Genomic DNA, 20,603 nt, shown 5'->3' on the forward strand with positions numbered 1-20,603 from the left:
ATTAAATTAGTTAGTAATGTTTTTCCATTTGCCATTAGAAAGCACAGCCAGCTGTCCATCAATAAGTGCCGCGATATCCGAGTTTCCTGAAACGAGCAGTTCCGATACACTGTCAGACACGGTATGCACAAGCTTGCTCGTGCCTGTCGCATTGTCGATCTCATAGATCGCGTTCGTGCTGCTGCCATCAGCCGTTAGCAAATACAGCTTGCTTCCGCCTTGAACGAGCTGATAAACGTCTTTGTCAGCGAACAGCGGAGTGCTTGCCTTACCCGCATTGTCTACGGAAACCAGCTGTCCGATGCTCGCATCGTCTGCGCTTACGCTGACATAGCTAACTTTGGAGCCGTCAGCCGCGAAATGCAGGAACACCTTGTCCGCCGTATCTTTAGTAAGCTGTACGGGCTTATTGTCTGCGGCAGCCGTGTTGTAGAAGAAAATTTGCGGCTCAGTGCCCGTTGCATCAATAGCTACATCATCAAGCTCGACGTCCTTGCTGCTGTCCGCCGTTACTTTCGGCTGTTTGAAGACGTAGTAAGCAACTTTCGTACCGTCTGCAGATACCTCAAGGTTCGCCTTGTAGTCAACCTTGTCTTCGAGCAGCTTGGACACTTTGCCGTCAGCTAGAGAAAGCTTCGCGATGACAGAGCTTTTGTCGCCTTGCAGGAAGAAGAGGGACGAGCCGTCCTTCGACCATTGCAGCTCATTTTTGATCGAGCTGTCCGTGCTTACCTGCGTCGATTTTTTTGTGCTCAGATCAATCGTGAATACGGCGCCGTTCGCATCGGAGTAAGCGACGCTCTTTCCATCAGGAGACAGGACAAGATCGGACGCGCCTGTGGAAGTAAGCAATAGCGAGTACTTTCCGGTAGCGGCTTGAACTAAGTAATCCTCGCGGCCCTCGCCTGCAGAGTTCGATACAAGAAGCTGGGATGAGTTAACCCATACGGCATGTTCGGCGCCTGCAAGCAGCTGAACTGTCGAAATCATGCTGTTGTCATAGGTGCCGCCAAGCGCTTGAATGAAAGCAGCCGGTTCGATGAAGGTAGAGTAAGCCACCTCTTTAACCTGATGCTTAAGGGAAGAAGAAACGCCGTTAAGTACAATTGTTTTTGAAGAAGCTTTCAACTTCAGCGTTTTGCCTTCAAGCTTCACGACTACAGTATGGTCACGGTTAATGTGAAGCGTAGCGCCAATCGCATTAGTCATGTCGCGTACAGAGGCCAGCATGACGCCGCCATCCATAATCGTGCGAATCGAAACCTGGTTTGCGTTTACGAGAAAAGTTGCACGATTAATTTTTTGTACAGCCTGCTGGCCTGCTGCCGTTTGTGCGAATACCGGAGTGACTGCTGCTGCGCTTATTGCTGCTGTGATCATCGAGATTGCCATAGCTTTTTTCATTTGCATGGAATGAAGTCACCTTTCTCAAATGGGTATTTTTTCTTATAAACCGAGTGTCCGACGGCCGTGGTCGGTATGTATAGTTGGCTTAATCCCTCCCAGGCAGCGTTAGTTCGGAACGTTACATATGTAAACCATTGATTGCCACCTGATCATATCAACCATTTATCATCCCATTATTTAGAAAATTTATGGAATTTGTAAATGTATAGAGGAATAAGAACTAAAATAAGTGATTTCCGATGCGGGATAAATATCTCTTCAAAGTAGGATAAAAGTCCGTCATCATTTGCTGTTCTCCGGATTTTCTCGTACATATGGCCTCTGAAAGGTTGGAAATAAGGGAGTTCTCATTCCTGCAACATTTTTTGGCGTATGATCGTTCAATTAAAAGAACGGACAAAATCTTACGAACAGAAGAGGTGGACGATCATGAAGAAACGTTGGAGTGCAGCCGCGGCAGCTGTCGCAATCATGCTTTCTGCATCTATTGCAACACAGGCCTTTGCGGCTGCGCCCTTTAGCGACATCGCTAATGCAAGCAGCAAAACGAAGATTGAAGGTCTGCAGCAGCTAGGCATCGTAAAAGGGGTGAGCGATACGGCATTTCATCCAGAGGACAATCTGACAGCCGCGCAGGGAATTTCCTTAATCGTGAGAACGACGCAGCTCAGCCTTGCCGCCATTAGTTTCCCGAGCGCGCCGACAGCAGACGGTTTTTATACAAAGGTAAAAAATAACGCGTGGTACGCGGAGGATTTCGTAATTGCCCATTATAACGGCCTGGATATCCCGGCGGATATTGATCCGAAGGCGCCGCTGACCAAGGAGCAGTTCATCCATTACCTCGTGCAGGCAATTGAGCTTACAGGCCAGTATCCGCTCGTCAAAATGTTCATTCCGATTCAAGACGAGCAGGATATCACGGTCGCGTACCAAGGTACGATTCAGCGGGCGCTGCTGTATAAGATCGTTGCCTTGGATGAGGAAGGAAAGTTTGATCCGGCGCATCTGTTGACCCGTGCCGAGGCAGCTGCCATCTTGTATGATGCGCATAGCTTTATTGAAGCGCATAAGGATAATGGCGAAGCTCCGGAGCCGGAAACAAACGCTTAATACTTGTCAAAAATAAAAGCAGCTAATCAGGCTTTGCTGAAGCCGGATTAGCTGCTTTTATTTCATTTAATGAATATCCATTATTTGTCCGAGCATCGCTATAATTCCAAGTGGAGTAATGAGGATTAAGTGTGCAATCCTTATTTATATCATATATTCTATTAAAAATTCAATAAAAAACTGAAAAAAGCCTTGAAAATTTTTCTAGGCTGTAGTATCTTTTTTTATAGAGAGATTAAGGAGGTGAATGGAGATGGAGAAGATGGCAATGCAAATGATGATGAATATGTGTATGGATGAAATGATGTGCAAGATGAAATCCATGAAGATGATGATGGACATGTGTATGGAAATGAAAATGATGGACGGCATGGATATGAACATGATGATGATGAAAATGCAAGAGTGCGACGAAATGTCCACAATGATGATGAAGATGATGCGCGACATGGAGCAAGTATCGATGTAAGGATATCGATCTATGAATCTGGACATTCATAGAACTTAGAGATGTTATTTCATCGGCAGAGCAGCTCGCTGCATGCAATCAATTATAGCTTGACCATACATAGCTAAGCAGAGCAGATAACTGCATGCCGGCTTTTTTTTATTTTCAGACCTATCGCTATTCAGCCTCGATTACTTCCCCTATAGAGCGTAGTGAGCTTTCAGCTTGCTTGCGATCATTACCCGTTGAAGCTTAAATTCCCATACCTTTTCTCTCAATTGCTGTTGCTGCTGCTCCGAATGTTGAGCACTCCGAAGCTGTTCATATATTTCAAGCATTTTACGATTTATATGATCGAAACGCAGCCATAAATCGACGCGAACGCCATGCTTGATTTCGAGACGGATGTGGTTTTCTTTGGCATGCAAAGTTTGGATGATTTGCTGCTGCCACTCGGCATCTCCGATTCGTAAAGCAAAGTTATAAAGATCCAAATAATCGTCAACCCATTTTGCGGCAATTTGTTGCTCGGAATATGTCATGCAGGCCAGCTCCAATCTCCGTAAACTTCGTATACCGAGTATTATACTCGGAATTGGTGGAATTGCAAGAAATTTATTTAACCCTTACAAAAATAGCCGGGTATTCGTAAAAGTCCAGTTCTGATAAGAGGTTTTCGTATAGGGGCAGTCATTGTGCGGATAACGGAATCAATCCCAATCTGATAGATTGGAATTAATTCCGCTGAATCGTCTGCTGGTTTGGGGGAGATGGATCAGGAGGACGCTCCGTTCTTAAGAGCTGCGAACACAGTAAAGCCATTATGCTTGTATATGCAATCCGAATCGGCAAAACCAGCCTCGCGAAGCCATTCCAGCTGATCATGCACGCTCGCATTGATGTCGACCTTTCGGCGCTCAATAGACGCTTCGATGGCCTCGTTTGATAAGCCGCTTTGCCGAATAGCAGCTTTCCACTGCGTCATGTAATAATCGTCCCAATAGGGCGTCGCTCCCGCCGCCTGATCAGCGTTAACGAAGCAGCCGCCATCGGCTAACAGCTCATGGATGGTGCGCATCAGCGCACGTTTGGCAGGATGTGTCAGGTGATGAATGGACAAGGAAGAGATGACGGCATCGTACTTTTCCGTATAGGAGTAGCTCGTATAATCAGCCGCTATATAGCGGACGGCAGGATCACTGCCGAAGCGGACGCGCGCTTCCTTCAGCATTTCCTCGCTCAGATCGATTAAGGTGAGTGAGGCGCCCGGATATTTGCTGCGTATGAAGGATGAAAAAAGGCCGGTTCCTGCCCCCAAGTCCAAAATGCGGGGAGCAGCGCTCACGCAGTTTACGGAGCCTGCTGCGATGCCGTAAAAATCATCAAAGCAGGGAATGAGCTGACGGCGCTGACGATCGTAATTTGGCGCGGCCGCATCAAACTGTTGTTTTACAATATCACTCATAGAAATGCCTCCTCGAAAAGATAATGGAATAGCTGCTCTGAAGTGTTTCCGTATGAAGTTAAGTTGTATATTACAGCGGCTCCCTTCATAATGGAAATATATAAATAGAATAATATTTATAGGCACAGACTATTACCGAGGAGCTTTAATGGCTGAAAAATACATATTGCGTTTGCTGGTTTTTGGTGTTATCATTGGAGAAAATTTTACGATTATCGTTGATTCTATATGACAAGCTAAATAGCTTTTACATTCGATGACGAGAAAGAGTACGTAACGGGCCTGATCGAACAGAGAGTTGGGGCAGCTGAAAACCAACGTTCGGGCGTTTGCGGAAAGCCATCTCCGAGAAGCAGGCTGAACGAGAGTAAGCTCTGCCGCATTTCCAGCGTTAACGGGAACATGTATTGATGGATACGTGAGCAGAGTGTCGCGCTTTGGCGTGAAACTAGGGTGGTAACACGGGTGGAGACTCGTCCCTTTATAGGGATGGGTCTCTTTTTGTTTTCTCAATTTATTTTAGGAGGAACGGGAATGAAAACATGGTCTATGAGTGAGCTAATCTCGCCGGCGGTGCAGCAAATTCCGCCTTCGGGCATTCGCAAGTTTTTCAGTATGGCTGAAGGCAATAAGGACATTATTTCGCTTGGCGTCGGGGAGCCTGACTTCGTAACGCCGGAGCGGGTTAGGGCAGCCTGCGTCCGGGCATTGGAGCTCGGCAGAACCTCCTACACGCCAAACGCGGGACTTATGGAGCTTAGAGAAGAGATTGCAGCCTATTTATACAATAGCTTTCAAATCAAATATGAGCCTGCGAATGAAATAATCGTTACGGTTGGAGGGAGCGAAGCGATTGATCTTGCGCTGCGGGCATTAATTGGGCCAGGCGATGAAATCATTGTGCACGTTCCCAATTATATTGCGTACTCACCGATTGCGCAGCTGAACGGCGGAAAGGTCGTCCAGGTCGAAACGTATGCGAAGGATCATTTTAAGCTGACGGCCGAGGCTTTGGAGGCGGCGATCACGCCGCGCTCGAAGGTGCTTATTATTAACTATCCGAACAATCCGACAGGCGGCATCATGACGTATGCGGATTGGCTGCCGATCCTTAAGGTCGTGGAAGAGCATAACCTTATCGTCATTTCGGATGAGATTTATGCGGAGCTTACCTACGATGAGAAACATGTGAGCTTTGCCTCGCTGCCGGGGATGAAGGAGAGAACGCTGCTCATAAGCGGATTCTCCAAAGCGTTTGCGATGACAGGCTGGAGAATCGGCTATGCTTGCGGCAATCATGAGCTGATTGCCGCGATGCTGAAAATTCATCAATATACTGTAATGTGCGCGCCGATTATTGGTCAAATCGCGGCGATTGAATCGCTGCGGAACGGCTTAGAGGATAAGGACATGATGATAGAGTCGTACGCACAGCGCAGACGGATGTTTGTGAAGGGTTTGAGGGAAATCGGCCTTCCCTGCCACGAGCCGCGGGGGGCATTTTACGCGTTTCCGTCCATTAAGCACACGGGACTTGATTCAGACGCTTTTGCGCAAAAGCTGTTGTTCGATGCAGGGGTGGCTACCGTTCCGGGACATGTATTCGGCCTTGGCGGGGAAGGGTTTATCCGCTGCTCCTACGCATCCTCCGTACCAAGACTCACCGAAGCGCTGGATCGTATCGACCGCTGCTTGAGAGCCTCCGGCTTGTCAGGGTAATTTTGAGCGCTGAATAGCTTACTCAGAAGCGCTAAATCGAATATCATGCGTGCTGGATGAATCTGCCGCAAACTCCAGCAGCTTAGCGCCTTCCTCGGCTAGGGCGTCGCGATCCGTCTGCCTGAGCGGCTCGAACGGATGGATGATAAGAGCAGCGGATCCGCGGGCTTGCTCTATTTTCCAAGTGCCCCGCACGAATCCGTCGATAAGGAAAGTTGAACGAATGATGCCGTTTACCGTAAACACAAGGGCTTTGTACTTCTCATCCATGATACGGCTGCGGTCGGAGTATGACAGCAGCATGTTGTCGAATTCGGATAGAAAGCGCGGCGGAGCAGCCGTGTTGGCAGCCGGCAATGGAGCATCCGGTACATCAAACAGCTCATTGCCCTGCTCGTCAGAGAAGGTGCGCAGCAGAGGACGCAAACGCAGGACCGTCTCTCGGAGCCTGCTAAGTCCCGACCATACCTGCATATCTTTAATGGTAGCTGGTCCGAAAGCAGCTAGATAGCGAAGCAGCATCTCATCGAGTGAAGAGGAATCAGCAAGAGCTTGGCCAAGCCAAGCTTCAGCAGAGGTATGCGCTGCCTGACCGCCAGAACCCCATATGCCGCGTGGCGGCACTTGGATGAGCGGAACAAATGTCCGGATCACATAGCCAAGGGCCGCAGGATTGCAGCCGGGCCATTGCTCCCCCAGCCGTTTGCCGAGCTCATTGAAGGTGAGCGGCTGCTCCTCCACTAATGCGCGGCCAGCCGCACAAACCGCTTGCAGATCAATATCCTTCAGATCTTTGCCGAATGTGCTTTGCAGACCTTTTTCTAATACGGTTTGCAGCAAGGGGCGCAGTGTCAGGCAGTCGCGTGCGCTGACCATATGGATCGTAGAGCGCATAAGTCCAAGACGGACCACTTGCCGCTCTTTGATAAGCTCTGACAGCTGCTCTTGGCGAAAGCCTTCAAGCCGCGTCCAAAGCGCAAAGTATGGCGGATTAGGCGCCTGCGCTTGAATCGCCACCAACCGTTCGATAGCCTCCAGCGGGGAAAGGCGCGAGCGACGAAGCAGCATTTGCCTCTCCAGCAAAGCCCGGTTTAGCTGCCGCGTTTGTAAAATCGGCGCCGAAGCAGCCCCAGCTCGCTCGGATGAAGATTTAGTCATGCCGCATGTTCCTCCTCAATTATCGTCCATTCTTCTTTCTTAACTTCATTATAATCAATAAACTCTGATAGCTTAACGATATTATTTACGGATATATCCATTTCAATAGGGAAAACTTTCTCATTATGAATAAGATTCTGATATCCATTTAAGATGAGAATCTGAAACGGATTCATGAGGAAGGACTGAAGCTGTTGAATTTAAAGATCCGAACATTTCCCGTGATCCTTATGGCATTTATCATAGCGGTCATAGCGGCAATCCCGTCTGCTTATGCAAGAGAAGTCCGGCCGGAGTACAATGAACCTTACCGGCCTCAGTTTCATTTTACCCCTGTCCAAAATTGGATGAACGACCCAAACGGATTGGTGTACTTTAAAGGGGAGTATCATCTTTTTTACCAGTATAACCCATTCGGTAATACGTGGGGAAACATGAGCTGGGGGCATGCTGTTAGCAAAGATCTGGTGCATTGGCATCATTTGCCGGTGGCCTTGGAGCCTGATCGTCTGGGAATGATTTGGTCCGGCACCGCGGTAGTGGATGAGCATAATACTAGCGGTTTTTTCAAGGGGAAACCAGGAGGAATGATGGCGGTCTATACAAGCTCCGGAGAAACCCAGCAGCAAAGTATCGCATACAGCGCGGACAATGGCCGGACTTGGACGAAATACGAGGGGAATCCCGTTCTGCCGAATCCGGGGATCAAAGATTTTCGCGATCCGAAAGTTTTTTGGAATGACCAGACGCAAAGATGGACGATGCTTGTTGCCGCGGGCGATAAAATAATGTTCTATGCTTCCAGCGATCTAAAAACCTGGACCTATTTGAGCGAATTCGGCGCGCGGGAGGGGGCTCACGGCGGGGTTTGGGAAGTTCCGGATTTGTTTGAACTGCCTGTCGACGGCGATCCTTCCCATACCAAATGGGTATTGAAGGTGGACATCAGCCCTGGCGAAAAGAATGAAGGCTACCGGGGGCAATATTTTATCGGCCGGTTCGACGGGACGAAGTTTGTCAATGACAATCCAACGGAGAAAGTGTTATGGATCGAGCATGGGAAGGACTTCTATGTTCCCTTGTCATGGAATCATTTGCCAAGACGGCGCGTCTGGCTCGCCTGGATGAACAATTGGCAGTATGCGGAGGAGACTCCTGCCTCTCCATGGAGGGGAGCGATGTCGATTCCGCGTGAGGTTGCTTTAATAACCGTACCGCAAGAGGGAATCAGACTGGTGCAGACCCCGATTCAGGAGCTGCAGCAGCTTCGAATGAGCGGCGAAAAGCGGAAAACGCCGCAAACGATCACTCCGGGATCGAATCTGCTCGCGGGGCTTCAAGGTGATACCTATGAAATTGAAGCTGAATTCGAATTGGACACGGCGGCGGAATTTGGTTTTAAAGTACGAAAAGGAGAGGGTGATGAGACCATTGTCGGATATGATACAACGGGTTCGCAAATGTTCGTAAACCGGACAAAGTCGGGGAATACGCAATTTAGTCCGTTTTTCCCGGGCGAGTTTCGGGCTCCTTTGACCCCTGTCCGCAACCGGATCAAGCTGCATTTGTTCGTTGACCGTTCATCCGTGGAAGTATTCGGGAATCGCGGAGAGCAGGTAATCACGAGCTTGATTTTTCCTTCTCCCGACAGTCGGGATGTTGAGCTTTACGCCAAAAACGGAAATGTCAAATTGAACGCCCTGCATTTCTTTCATTTAAAGAGTGCGTGGAGGGACGAGCGTGTATCTCCAAGATGACGGGAGAAACGAACGGACTCGGAAAGCGGATTTCTGCAGTTGGATGTACAAATATATTTCATGTTAAAGCTCTCCTTTACAACAGGGAGAGCTTTTTTTCGTTCATCCTAGCTTCAAACTGTTGCTAATGACCACGCTGACTGGAAAAGTAAGCGTTCCCTTCGGCTGCTTGTTTATGTTATTTTTTTAAAGAACGATACCATTTCATATAGAAGAGGGAGCGATTTAGATGTCAGAGCAGTCGAAAGAGTGGATTTTGCATTCGGTTATTTTTAGCTTGAAGCATGAGCAGGGTTCGGAGGCGGAGCGTCAATTTTTGGAGGATGGTAAGCGTATTCTTACATCGATTCCAACCGTAACGAACTTTCAAGTCTATAAGCAAGTAAGCGCGAAAAATGAATTTCATCACGGCTTCTCCATGGAGTTTGCGAATCAAGCCGATTACGATGCATATAACGAGCATCCGCTTCATGTGCAATTTGTGAATGAGCGTTGGGTGACGGAAGTCGAAAATTTTCTTGAAATCGATTACGTGAAGTAGAACAATGATTGAAGATTTGTGCGAAACGGCATATAATGAGCGGTATAGACAGAACATTTTCGCACAAATATGAACAAAATGGGAAGAGGGACTAACGGATGAAAAAGCTTAAAGTGCTGCAGCAGCTGACGGAAGCAGGCGTTGTGGCGGTATTGCGCGCGGACTCGCCAGAGGAAGTCGTAGAAATGTCGCGCCGCGCGATCAAAGGCGGAATTAAAGCGATTGAAATTACGATGACGGTACCATTCGCGCTTCGCGCGATCGAGCAATTATCGAAGGAATATTCAAGCAGCGTGTCTCCTGATGCGGATAACTTCGCTATTATCGGCGTAGGCACTGTGCTTGATCCGGAAACGGCGCGCGCTGCTATATTAGCCGGAGCTGAATATGTGGTCTCGCCGGCGATCAACGCCGATACGATCAAGCTTTGCAACCGGTACTCGGTTCCGATTCTGCCGGGCACGATGACGATCCACGAAATTCAAACCGCGCTTGAGCTGGGCGTTGATATCGTGAAGTTGTTCCCGGGCAACCTTTATTCTCCGAGCGTGATTCCTTCTATCAAAGGACCGCTTCCGCAGGCTAACGTCATGCCGACCGGCGGTGTATCGCTCGACAATTTGAAGGACTGGATCAAGGCCGGCGCGGTAGCGGTCGGCATTGGCTCCGATCTGACGAAGGATGCCGTGAAAACCGGCGACTTCTCGCTAATTGAGAAAAAGGCGGCTGCTTATATCGCAGCTTACCGCGAAGCGAAAGGGCTTTAGCATGAAACCCTGATGGAGAGGAATAGCCTCTGTCAGGGTTTTTTACTATGATAATGCAAGCGTTTTAAATGAGATGAAGGGAAGTTTCAGCCAATGATTAAACGTGAACAAATTCGAATTCGTGATCCGTACATATTCGTAGATGAGCAAGAGAAATGTTATTACCTTTATGGAACAACCGATCATAATGTATGGGCTGGTCCGGGGACAGGCTTCGATACGTACCGGAGCACGGATCTGGAACAGTGGGACGGACCGTACCCTGCCTTCAGACCGGAGCCGGGCTTTTGGGCAGATCATCACTTCTGGGCGCCTGAGGTATATTTATACCGGAACAGCTATTATATGTTCGCCTCCTTTAAATCGGACGACAAGCGCCGTGCGACGCAAATTTTAAAAGCGGACAGTCCGCTGGGTCCCTTTAAGCCGCATGGCAGCATGCCGGTTACGCCAGCCGACTGGGAATGTCTCGACGGAACGCTGCATATCGAAGCGGACGGAACGCCGTGGATGGTATTTTGCCATGAGTGGGTACAAGTAAAGGATGGAAAAATGTGCGCGGTTCCGCTGACTCCAGATCTCAGCGAAGCGGCCGGGGAGCCGGTTACGCTCTTCTCCGCTTCGGAAGCGCCTTGGGCCGCAGCTGGCGGAGATGAGAAAGAGGTCTACGTAACAGACGGTCCGTTCCTGTTCAGAAATCAGGAGGGCGATCTGCTCATGCTATGGTCAAGCGGCTCGAAGAACGGCTATGCAATCGGCATTGCGCGTTCGGAGACCGGTAAAGTCGAGGGGCCGTGGAAACAGGATAAGGAGACGCTGTTCCCCGAGGAAGGCGGACATGGGATGCTGTTCCGATCGCTGGAGGGGCCGGCTTATGCTGGCGATGCATGCGCCTAATAATCAGCCGGACGAGCGGGCTGTATTTATTGAGGTAGAAGAGAAGAATGGTACGCTGCGGAGAAAGGCTTAACGGACGCTTGTCCGTTATAGCCGGATACGACGGAATACGGAATAAATTATCGCAGCCGATTTATGCATCATTGCTTGATTCTCGGCTGGAATAGCGTTATAACAGAAACAGGGTCATGAAGAGACAAACCAATTGATTAAAGGAGTCGTTCAATTAATGGATTATCGGATTGAGAAGGACACGATGGGTGAAATTCAAGTTCCTGCAGACAAACTGTGGGGAGCGCAAACGCAGCGAAGCCTGCAAAATTTTAAAATAAGCGGAGAGCGCATGCCGATTGAAGTTGTATATGCGATGGCTTATATTAAAAAAGCTGCCGCGTTGGCAAACGAGAAGCTCGGCGTTTTGGATGCGGCTAAATCGGCGATCATCGGCGAAGCGGTAGACGAAATCGTTGCCGGCAAATGGGATGACCATTTCCCGCTCGTCGTATGGCAAACGGGCAGCGGCACGCAAACGAACATGAACGTAAACGAGGTCATTGCGAATCGTGCGAACAACTTGCTGGCTGAACGCGGCAGCGAAGTGCGCATTCACCCGAATGACGACGTAAACCGCTCGCAAAGCTCGAACGATACATTCCCGGCTGCTATGCACATCGCCGGCGTTATCGCGCTGGAGGATCGTTTGCTTCCGTCGCTTGATCTGCTTAACGGTACGCTTCGCGCGAAAGCGGAGAAGTTCAACGATATTGTAAAGATCGGCCGTACTCATCTTCAGGATGCTACTCCGATTACGCTTGGCCAAGAAATCAGCGGCTGGTATGCCATGCTGGACAGAACGCGCGCGATGCTCGTGCAAAGCGTAGATACGATGCGCGATTTGGCGCTTGGCGGTACAGCTGTAGGTACGGGTCTTAACGCGCACCCTGATTTTGCAGTTGCGGTTGCGCAGGAAGTGACGGCTCTTACAGGCAAAAACTTCATTACGGCGGAGAACAAATTCCATTCACTAACCAGCCACGATCAAATCGTTTACACACACGGCGCGGTAAAAGCGCTTGCGGCCGATTTGATGAAAATCGCCAACGATGTCAGATGGCTGGCAAGCGGTCCGCGCTGCGGCATCGGCGAAATTTCGATTCCGGAGAACGAGCCGGGCAGCTCGATCATGCCGGGTAAAGTAAATCCGACGCAAAGCGAAGCTTTGACGATGGCGGTATGCCAAGTTATCGGGAATGACACTGCCATTTCGATGGCGGCGAGCCAAGGCAACTTTGAGCTCAATGTGTTCAAGCCAGTTATCATTTATAACTTCCTGCAATCGATAGCGTTGCTTGCTGACGGCATGGTATCGTTCAACGACAACTGTGCGATCGGCATTGAGCCGAACGAAGCGGCAATCAAACGCAATCTTGATCAATCGCTCATGCTCGTTACGGCGCTTAACCCGCATATCGGCTACGAGAATGCGGCTGCGATTGCGAAAAATGCGCACAAAAAAGGACTTACGCTGAAGGAGTCGGCTATCGCGAGCGGTTTGCTGACGTCCGAGCAGTTCGATGAGTTTGTCCGTCCGGAGAACATGATCGGAAAACGCTAATAAACAGATGAGATAAGAAGGGCCGGCGCCTGTCATGTCATGACGCAGCGCCGGTCTTTTTTCTGCATGTCAAGACATGCGTATGCTCACAAGTGCTGCGAATTTTATGGTATGATACGAGGGGCTGCCCATGCAGCTATACTATTCGAAAAAGTAGGTTTTTCTTATGCATTTATTGTCTGTAGAACATATAACAAAGAGCTATGGCGAGAAGCTGTTGTTCGAAAATGTCACGTTCGGCGTAGAGGATGGCGATAAAATAGGCATTATTGGCGTGAACGGTACAGGGAAGTCGACCTTCCTTAAGGTAATTGCCGGCTTGGAGCCGGCCGATTCAGGCACCATCTCGATCGGCAACCGGGTAACGGTAAGAATGCTGGCGCAGGACCCGGCGTTCGCTCCGGACGAAACGGCGCTGGAGCATGTGCTTGGCGGCGATTCGCCGCAGCTGAGAGCCGTTCAGGCCTATGCGTCGGCAATGGCGGCGATTGAGCTGAAGCCGAGCGACGAAGCGCTGCAGGAGCAGCTGATCAAGGCGAATCAGCTTATGGATGAGCTGGACGCGTGGCAGCTGGAGAGCGACGCTAAGATGGCGTTATCCAAGCTCGGCATTCATGATTTTGAGGCGAAGGTTGAGACGCTTTCGGGCGGTCAGCGCAAGCGGGTCGCCATGGCTGCGGCGCTCTTGCTTCCGTCAGATGTCCTCATTCTAGATGAGCCTACGAACCATATCGATAATGATTCGGTTGCCTGGCTGGAAGGCATGCTGCAAAAGCGCAGAGGCGCGCTGCTCATGATTACGCATGACCGCTATTTCCTTGATCGTGTCAGTAATCGTGTAATCGAGCTTGATAAGGGTGGGGCCCATTTCTATCAAGCGAACTACAGCCGGTTTCTTGAGCTGAAGCTGGAGCGGGAAGAACGGGAAGCGGCAACGGAGTCGAAGCGTCAAAACCTGCTGCGCAATGAGCTCGCCTGGATTAGACGCGGCGCAAAGGCGAGGACAACGAAGCAAAAGGCGCGTATCGACCGGTTCGAGGCGCTGAAGGCAGATGCGCCGAAGCAAGCGGGCGGCAAGATGGACGTAACGGTTGCGTCATCTAGATTGGGACGGAAAATCGTCGAGATCGAAGAGGTGACGAAACGGTTCGGCGATCGGACGCTTATTCGCGATTTCAGCTATATCGCGGTTCCTGAGGACCGGGTTGGCATCGTTGGACGCAACGGAAGCGGGAAGTCCACGCTGCTGAAGCTCATAACCGGACAATTGCTGCCGGATGAAGGAACGGTCGAGCTGGGCGCTACCGTTAAGCTGGGATGGTTCTCGCAGGAGCATGAAGATATGGACCAATCGCTGCGCGTAATCGAATACATTCGCGAGGGCGCTGAGCAGGTGAAGACGGCGGACGGTTCGACGATATCGGCAGGTCAAATGCTAGAGCGCTTCTTGTTCTCGCCGACGATGCAGTGGACCCCGATATCGAAGCTGTCCGGCGGCGAGAAGCGCCGCTTGCAGCTATTGCGCGTGTTAATGAACGCGCCGAATGTGCTGCTGCTTGATGAGCCGACGAATGATTTGGATATATCGACCTTGACGGTGCTGGAGGATTATTTGGATGATTTTCCGGGCGTCGTGTTCGTAGTCTCTCATGACCGCTACTTCTTAGACCGTACGGTTGATAAAATCGTCGCATTTGAAGGTGACGGCGTCATTACTCACCACACGGGCAACTATTCCGACTATCAGGCTTTTATCGAGAAGCATGGTTCTGCGGCGCCAGCTGCAGCTGCAGCTGCATCGAAGCCGAAGCCGGCAGTAACCGTTGATTCAAGCAGCGCGGCTGCGCCTGCGAAAGCGGCGGGTAAAGAGCGCGCATTGAAAATGTCGTACAAGGAGCAAAAAGACTTCGAGCAAATCGACGGCTGGATCGCGGATGCGGAAACGGAACTTAGCGAGATTGCGGTGCGCATGGAGGCGGCAAGCAGCGACTCCGCGCGGCTGCAGGAGCTTATGGCGGAGCAGCAGCAGCTTGAAGAGAAGCTGGAGCAGCTGATGGACCGTTGGGCAGAGCTGAATGAACTGGCAGAGCGGATCGCGGCTCAGAAGTAAGATGGAGATCGTTAACAGCAAGAACTATTAGTACGATAAAACAAGCTGAAAGGCGGAATTGCTAATGAGCGTTAACGAGATTCGCAATATCTATTGTATTGGCCGCAACTACCGGCTTCATGCTTTGGAGCTTGGCAACGAGGTGCCTGAGGAGCCGCTCGTATTTACGAAGCCGTCCCACGCTGTTGTTCCGATGAACGGAAATGTCGTCGAACTGCCTGGAAATGTTGGCGAGGTGCATTTTGAGCTGGAAATCGTGCTGAGAATCGGCCGGGCTTATGAGCCGGGAATCGATACCGAGCTTTGCATTGACGGCATGGCGCTTGGCCTTGACTTAACGCTTCGCGACGTACAGTCCAAGCTGAAGGCGAAGGGGCAGCCTTGGCTTGCCGCCAAAGGCTTTAAAGGCTCTGCTCCGCTGGGCGAATGGCTGCCATATCCGGGTGCGGCAGCGCTTGCGGAGAACGAATTCGTGCTTTTGCGGAGCGGAGAAGAAGCGCAGCGCGGACAGGCCAGCGACATGCTGTTCAATGTGGCGGAGCTTATCAAGTATGTCGGAGAGCACTACGGACTTGGCGCCGGCGACATCCTGTACACGGGAACGCCCGCAGGTGTAGCTGCTTTGCATGACGGCGATCAGCTGCAAGCGGTATGGGCGGGAAATACGGTTGGCAGCTGCAGCGTGAAGCTTGTCTAACATAAGGCGTACGGGATTGGCGCAGATTTACAAACGAATGACGAACAGCTCTTCCATTGATGGAAGAGCTGTTTTTTTGAAAGATAAGCATAAAACTTCCTGATCCTACGTCCGGATTGGCCGGGGTTTAAGTAATCGAACGAGGGTGCCCCGGCAGCGATTTCGCTTCTGGGCACCCTCGTTGTCATAGCTATTGCAGCTTATTTGCCGTTAAATGCGCTCAGCATCCACACATGCTTCTCGAGCGTTGTATGAATCGCAAGGAGCATGTCTGCCGTTGTTTCATCGTCAGCCTTCTGTGCCGCTTCCATGCCTTCCTTCAGCTCGCCGATGATCGTCGTGAAATCCTCGATTAATTGATCGACCATCTGCGTGGCATCCTCTTTATTTGACGCTTCTTGAATGCTCGAGGTATTCAAATAGTCCTTCATTGTTGCTATTGGTTTGCCCTTCACGGCCAGCAGACGCTCTGCAATCTCATCGACGTGAAGCGCAGCCTCCTCGTACAACTCTTGGAACTTAGCATGCAAGGTGAAAAACTGGGAGCCCTTTACATACCAATGGTAATTGTGAAGCTTGATGTAAAGCACGCTCCAGTTGGCGATTTGGCGGTTTAAGTGCTGTTGTACGGTTGTGGTTGCAGTTGCAGTTGTCATTATAATCATCCTTTCTGATGGTAGTCTGTGCGATTAACAGTCTGCGAATACGAAAAGGGCCAGGCTGACATTGATAACCTCAATTAATTAGACTAATTACTTATTTATAATAATTACAAACTATAGGGGGTTTGTCAATATCATTACAACATTGTGCTAGAAATGAAACAGGTTTATGCATAGCGAAACGGCATTTTAATGTAAAGCCTATCTTCTAACGGCTATCGCTTCACATCATTTTAAGTATGAGGTGAGGATTCTGCTGCAGTTTGGAGACAGTTGATTTATTCGAGGGAAAAAGAGAGCGTTTACAAAAATGCGATTGACAAAATTACACAACGTAAATATAGTATGATCTATAAGATGAAACGTTTAATCATATAAGAGTAATACTTCTTTTGAATCATGAATATGATCTTTATTTGTGCGGAAATAATTTTGGTAAAACGTTTAATTAAATCAAGGGTGGTTTGTTATGAATCAGGACAGAGTAACGATTAAAGATGTAGCCAAAACGGCAGAGGTATCCATTGCGACCGTATCCAACGTATTAAACGGCACGGGCAGAGTGTCGCCCGATACCGTGCGGAGGGTTACGGAAGCCATTACAAAACTAAACTTCGCGCCAAGCACGTCCGCGCGCAATTTGAAGGATAAAAAATCTTCCTTGATTGCTGTTATCGTTCCTTTCCTGGAAAAAGGGAGGCTGCATGACAATCCGTTCTACTGGCAGCTCGTAACAGGAATCGAGGAGGGAGCGCGCAACGAGAAGCTGCATGTCATTCTTGTCGGAGTAGAGCCGGATGAACAATTTTCGTTCGTTCGAGAGCGCCATCTGGACGGCTTGATCGTCATCGGAATATTCGAGGGCACCGATATTTTTGAACGAATATTGCGCTTAAATGTTCCTTGTGTGTTTATGGACAGCTACCTTGAGAATGATGAGTTGTATCAGGTTGGACTTGATGACGAGCTTGGCGGATACATCGGCACGAAGCATCTCTTGTCGCTGGGCCATCGAAATATCGCGTTGTTGACCGGTACATTAATGCACGGCGGAGTTAATTACAGACGGTGGCTCGGTTACTGCAAAGCGCTGAAGGAATCGGATATTTCGTACCGTGAAGAGCTGGTGATCGAGGCGCCTACCTCATCCGCGAGCGGTTACCGCACAGCGTCCATAATTGCTCCAAATGTGAAAGACATTACTGCCGTTTTCGCTTTGTCGGATGTAACAGCAATCGGACTTATCAAAGGGCTATATGATTTAGGATATGTGGTACCGCGCGATATATCTGTCATGGGCTTTGACGACAATCAAAACAGCCGTTATATGGTGCCCGCTTTAACGACCGTTCATCAGGATATTGTGCTAAAGGGCCAGACCGCTGTAAAGCTGCTGATCGCTCAAATGGAAAACGAGCAGGAAATGGACCGGAAAGTCGTCATAGGCGTTGAGCTTACGATTAGGCAAAGTACGGCAGCGAGGATATGAGATAAGCGCTTGTAAGAAGCGATGGCTGAAAAGGAGGTGATGGAGCAGCCTGACGACCGCAATAAATGGTTCAAGTTATCGAAATGGTCTTGTATTCGCTGAAAGAAATACCTGTATTTCAATTTGGTGAAGGAGTGTTTCATTGATGAATTTTCTTTGGAAACGTTTGGCCTTGTTCGCAATAGCTATGGCGCTCGTATTGCCAACCGCCAGCTTACACCCGAGGGAGGCGGAAGCGTTGACGGCTTCCTCAGCCCTAAGTCCTGTTACGCCTAAGGATACGGTGTATCAAATTATTACGGACCGATTTGCCGACGGCAACGCGAGCAACAATATTCCTTCCGGCTTCGATTCGACATTGTTTGATGATGCGAATAGCGATGGGAAAGGGGACGGCAATGATTTAAAGCTTTATCAGGGCGGAGATTGGCAGGGCATTATTGATAAAATTCCTTATTTGAAAAATATGGGCGTAACAGCCGTTTGGATATCAGCGCCTTATGCGAACCGGGATACAGTTATTGAGGATTATCAGCCTGGCGGCGGCATGGACCGGTGGACCAGCTTTCACGGCTATCATGTACGCAATTACTTTGCGACCAACAAACATTTTGGACTTATGCAAAACTTCGAGCAGCTGCGCGATGCGCTGCATAATGAAGGAATGAAGCTTGTGATCGATTTCGTTACGAACCACACCAGCCGTTGGCAAAACCCGACAAACGGATTTTCCGCCGAAGACGGCAAGCTCTATGAGCCGGATAAAAACGCGTCAGGCAATTATACTTTTGATGTGAGCGGCAATCCATACGATTATAACAGCGATGGCAAAATAGAAAATTTAATTGCCGATCCGAATAACGATGCGTTCGGCTGGTTTCACGGATTAGGCGACCGCGGCAGCGACAGCACGCCTTTCGGCTTCCGCCATAAAGAGCTGGGCTCGCTTGCTGATTTCTCGCAAGAGAACGCGAGCGTAGTGGCGCATTTAGAGAAAGCCGCGGCGTTCTGGAAATCAAAAGGCGTCGACGGCTTCCGGCATGATGCTACGCTTCATATGAACCCTGCTTTTACGAAGGGGATTAAAGATGCGATTGATTCCGCAGCGGGCGGGCCGCTCACGCATTTCGGCGAATTTTTCATCAGCAGGCCAGATCCTAAATACAACGAGTACCGTACGTTCCCTGACCGCACAGGGGTAAATAATCTCGACTTTGAGTATTACCGTGCGGCAACCAACGCATTTGGGAATTTCTCGGAAACGATGAGTTCCTTCGGTTCTATGCTGACACAAACCAGCAGCGATTATTCTTATGAGAATCAGGCGGTTACTTTCTTAGATAATCATGACGTCACGCGCTTCCGTTACATTCAACCGAACAACAAGCCTTATCATGCGGCGCTCGCTGCATTGTTGACATCCCGCGGCACGCCGAATATCTATTACGGCACCGAGCAATACGTCTCTTCGGTGGACAGCAGCGACATTGCCGGCCGCGTATTTATGGAACAAGAGGTTTCATTCGATCAAACGACGACAGCTTACAAGGTCATCAAGGAGCTTTCGGCGCTTCGTAAATCCAACGAAGCAGTCGCTTACGGCACGACTTCCATTCTATACAGCACGGATAATGTTCTTGTCTATCAACGCCAGTTCTACGACAAGCAGGTGATCGTAGCCATCAATAGACAGCCGGACGTTTCGTATACTATTCCTGCGATCGATACGACTTTTCCGACGGGAACGTATACCGATGTGCTGGGCGGCCTGCTATATGGCGCATCGAACACGGTAACGAACGTCTCTGGTCAGAATAAAATGTCCAGCTTCACGCTGTCAGGCGGCGAAGTTAACGTCTGGTCGTATAAATCGCTTGGCACGACCATTCCGAGAATAGGCGATGTCGTCTCGACTTCAGGCCGTGCAGGCAATACGGTGTATATTTACGGAACAGGCTTAGGCGGAACGGCTGCAGTGAAATTCGACACCGTGACAGCAACCGTCGTTTCTAACAATGATACGTTTATCGAGGCGGTCGTTCCTTCTGTAGCGGCTGGCTCCCGCAGCATCACCGTCACAAAAGGCGCAAATGTCAGCAACGGCTTCACATACGAGGTTTTGTCAGATGATCAGGTGCAGGTCATCTTTAAAGTTAACGCGACAACGACGCTGGGGCAAAATATTCATATTGTCGGCAGCATTCCGGAGCTAGGCAGCTGGAATCCGGCTAAATCGACCGAAGCGATGCTAAACCCTAACTACCCGGTATGGTTCCTGCCGGTGAGTGTGCCGAAAGGGACGACCTTCGAGTTTAAATTCATTAAGAAGGACGGCAGCGGCAATGTCGTCTGGGAAAGCGGAAGCAACCGCTCGTACACCTCTCCTTCGAGTTCGACGGGAACGGCCGATACAAGCGTATACACTTGGCAGTAATGCTGAGCTTCTGAATACGAAGGGCTGTCTCAAAAGGTCTAAAAACCTGAGAGACAGCCATTTTTTTTATTTGTGCAAGCGGATGAAAGCGGCCGTTTCGATGATGTGAAAAGGGATTTAGTTCATTTCACAAAACTAATCGCGCTCGAGATCTGAGAACGATGAATTAGTTCTAATTTGCAAACCTAATCGGTCTTTTTTAGAAGCTGCTCTCCCAATACGCCGTTTAAGTAGGCAAAATCAAACTAAATGGCCGCAATCGGATAACGATCTTCAAATCGTTTCAGAAAATCGAATTAAGCTGCCCAGTGAATAAAAATGCTT

At 49.6% G+C, this 20,603-nt stretch carries 17 protein-coding genes and 1 other annotated feature; of the genes, 12 read left to right on the top strand and 5 right to left on the bottom strand.

What is annotated here, in order from left to right:
* Positions 1-6 precede the first annotated feature (6 nt).
* Positions 7-1,410: a stalk domain-containing protein gene (locus tag AC0YNZ_RS23940; protein WP_475829003.1), complete on the bottom strand. Its 1,404-nt coding sequence runs from the start codon at positions 1,408-1,410 to the stop codon at positions 7-9.
* A gap of 426 nt (positions 1,411-1,836) precedes the next feature.
* Between AC0YNZ_RS23940 and AC0YNZ_RS23945 the strand changes: the two genes are divergently transcribed.
* Both AC0YNZ_RS23945 and AC0YNZ_RS23950 read left to right on the top strand, forming a co-directional pair.
* The gene (locus tag AC0YNZ_RS23945) at positions 1,837-2,520 is read left to right on the top strand and encodes an S-layer homology domain-containing protein (protein WP_475829004.1); all 684 of its coding nucleotides are present in this window, start codon (positions 1,837-1,839) and stop codon (positions 2,518-2,520) included.
* 253 nt (positions 2,521-2,773) lie between these two features.
* Complete coding sequence (locus tag AC0YNZ_RS23950; RefSeq protein WP_475829005.1) at positions 2,774-2,989, top strand: hypothetical protein; 216 nt, start codon at positions 2,774-2,776, stop codon at positions 2,987-2,989.
* A 179-nt stretch (positions 2,990-3,168) separates the two neighbouring features.
* Here the strand turns inward: AC0YNZ_RS23950 and AC0YNZ_RS23955 are convergent, their stop codons facing one another.
* Both AC0YNZ_RS23955 and AC0YNZ_RS23960 read right to left on the bottom strand, forming a co-directional pair.
* Positions 3,169-3,510: a hypothetical protein gene (locus AC0YNZ_RS23955; RefSeq protein WP_475829006.1), complete on the bottom strand. Its 342-nt coding sequence runs from the start codon at positions 3,508-3,510 to the stop codon at positions 3,169-3,171.
* Positions 3,511-3,743: 233 nt separating this feature from the next.
* Entirely contained in the window at positions 3,744-4,433 is a 690-nt protein-coding gene (locus tag AC0YNZ_RS23960; RefSeq protein ID WP_475829007.1) for a class I SAM-dependent methyltransferase, read from the bottom strand.
* 247 nt (positions 4,434-4,680) lie between these two features.
* Positions 4,681-4,917: a binding site (T-box leader), on the top strand.
* A 50-nt stretch (positions 4,918-4,967) separates the two neighbouring features.
* On the opposite strand from AC0YNZ_RS23960, the gene AC0YNZ_RS23965 reads away from it, so the two are divergent.
* The gene (locus AC0YNZ_RS23965) at positions 4,968-6,152 is read left to right on the top strand and encodes an aminotransferase class I/II-fold pyridoxal phosphate-dependent enzyme (protein WP_475829008.1); all 1,185 of its coding nucleotides are present in this window, start codon (positions 4,968-4,970) and stop codon (positions 6,150-6,152) included.
* A gap of 18 nt (positions 6,153-6,170) precedes the next feature.
* Here the strand turns inward: AC0YNZ_RS23965 and AC0YNZ_RS23970 are convergent, their stop codons facing one another.
* Complete coding sequence (locus AC0YNZ_RS23970) at positions 6,171-7,310, bottom strand: winged helix DNA-binding domain-containing protein (protein ID WP_475829009.1); 1,140 nt, start codon at positions 7,308-7,310, stop codon at positions 6,171-6,173.
* 194 nt (positions 7,311-7,504) lie between these two features.
* On the opposite strand from AC0YNZ_RS23970, the gene AC0YNZ_RS23975 reads away from it, so the two are divergent.
* From AC0YNZ_RS23975 to AC0YNZ_RS24005, 7 genes are all read left to right on the top strand, one after another.
* Complete coding sequence (locus AC0YNZ_RS23975; RefSeq protein ID WP_475829010.1) at positions 7,505-9,067, top strand: glycoside hydrolase family 32 protein; 1,563 nt, start codon at positions 7,505-7,507, stop codon at positions 9,065-9,067.
* Between the two features lie 229 nt (positions 9,068-9,296).
* On the top strand, positions 9,297-9,608 hold the full coding sequence (locus AC0YNZ_RS23980; RefSeq protein ID WP_475829011.1) for a Dabb family protein: 312 nt from the start codon (positions 9,297-9,299) through the stop codon (positions 9,606-9,608).
* A gap of 98 nt (positions 9,609-9,706) precedes the next feature.
* The gene (locus tag AC0YNZ_RS23985) at positions 9,707-10,375 is read left to right on the top strand and encodes a bifunctional 2-keto-4-hydroxyglutarate aldolase/2-keto-3-deoxy-6-phosphogluconate aldolase (protein ID WP_475829012.1); all 669 of its coding nucleotides are present in this window, start codon (positions 9,707-9,709) and stop codon (positions 10,373-10,375) included.
* A gap of 93 nt (positions 10,376-10,468) precedes the next feature.
* Complete coding sequence (locus AC0YNZ_RS23990; RefSeq protein WP_475829013.1) at positions 10,469-11,272, top strand: glycoside hydrolase family 43 protein; 804 nt, start codon at positions 10,469-10,471, stop codon at positions 11,270-11,272.
* Positions 11,273-11,501: 229 nt separating this feature from the next.
* Positions 11,502-12,887 (top strand): class II fumarate hydratase, encoded by a 1,386-nt coding sequence (gene fumC, locus AC0YNZ_RS23995; protein ID WP_475829014.1) that lies wholly within the window; start codon positions 11,502-11,504, stop codon positions 12,885-12,887.
* A 166-nt stretch (positions 12,888-13,053) separates the two neighbouring features.
* Positions 13,054-14,997, top strand: a complete 1,944-nt coding sequence (locus AC0YNZ_RS24000; RefSeq protein ID WP_475829015.1) for an ABC-F family ATP-binding cassette domain-containing protein — start codon at positions 13,054-13,056, stop codon at positions 14,995-14,997.
* Positions 14,998-15,061: 64 nt separating this feature from the next.
* The gene (locus AC0YNZ_RS24005) at positions 15,062-15,694 is read left to right on the top strand and encodes a fumarylacetoacetate hydrolase family protein (protein WP_475829016.1); all 633 of its coding nucleotides are present in this window, start codon (positions 15,062-15,064) and stop codon (positions 15,692-15,694) included.
* Between the two features lie 200 nt (positions 15,695-15,894).
* Here AC0YNZ_RS24005 and AC0YNZ_RS24010 read toward each other — a convergent pair whose 3' ends face one another.
* On the bottom strand, positions 15,895-16,350 hold the full coding sequence (locus AC0YNZ_RS24010; RefSeq protein WP_475829017.1) for a Dps family protein: 456 nt from the start codon (positions 16,348-16,350) through the stop codon (positions 15,895-15,897).
* Positions 16,351-16,825: 475 nt separating this feature from the next.
* Between AC0YNZ_RS24010 and AC0YNZ_RS24015 the strand changes: the two genes are divergently transcribed.
* Both AC0YNZ_RS24015 and AC0YNZ_RS24020 read left to right on the top strand, forming a co-directional pair.
* Complete coding sequence (locus AC0YNZ_RS24015) at positions 16,826-17,845, top strand: LacI family DNA-binding transcriptional regulator (RefSeq protein WP_475829018.1); 1,020 nt, start codon at positions 16,826-16,828, stop codon at positions 17,843-17,845.
* A 145-nt stretch (positions 17,846-17,990) separates the two neighbouring features.
* On the top strand, positions 17,991-20,279 hold the full coding sequence (locus AC0YNZ_RS24020) for an alpha-amylase family glycosyl hydrolase (RefSeq protein WP_475829019.1): 2,289 nt from the start codon (positions 17,991-17,993) through the stop codon (positions 20,277-20,279).
* Positions 20,280-20,603 lie beyond the last annotated feature (324 nt).

The sequence above is a fragment of the Paenibacillus sp. J2L1-98 genome, from assembly GCF_056269405.1.